A 361-nucleotide genomic window follows, 5' to 3' on the forward strand; every position below is an offset into this window, starting at 1 on the left:
AAACAGGCGGTGTTGCTTTTACCACAACACTAGTTAGGATGCTTTTTTCTTTTTAGAAATACCACTTACACATTTTGATATATTAAGTCCAGCATTCACATCTGCATGGCTTTTATATCCACATTTTTCGCACTGAAATAGATGACGGTTTCTATTATTTTTATCAATATGACCACATTTACACATCTGCGATGTGTTATAAGGATTTACATATTGAACTTCCATGCCTTCCACCTTTGCTTTGTATTCAATGAAAGTTTGAAGTTGATATTGTGCCCAAGAATGTAGATTTCGACCTGCTTCTTTCTTTGATTTTGCTGTTTTTCTAATGCCTGTTAAATCTTCCATTCGTATTAGACGA

Annotated in this window: 1 protein-coding gene; it reads right to left on the reverse strand. The window is 34.1% G+C overall.

Going from position 1 to position 361, the window contains the following annotated elements:
* Nucleotides 1-33: 33 nt before the first annotated feature.
* On the reverse strand, nucleotides 34-361 hold a 328-nt coding region (locus M3600_RS28690), incomplete at its 5' end, for a zinc ribbon domain-containing protein (protein ID WP_251648605.1).

This window comes from Niallia sp. MER 6 (assembly GCF_023714395.1).
GTDB lineage: Bacteria > Bacillota > Bacilli > Bacillales > Cytobacillaceae > Niallia.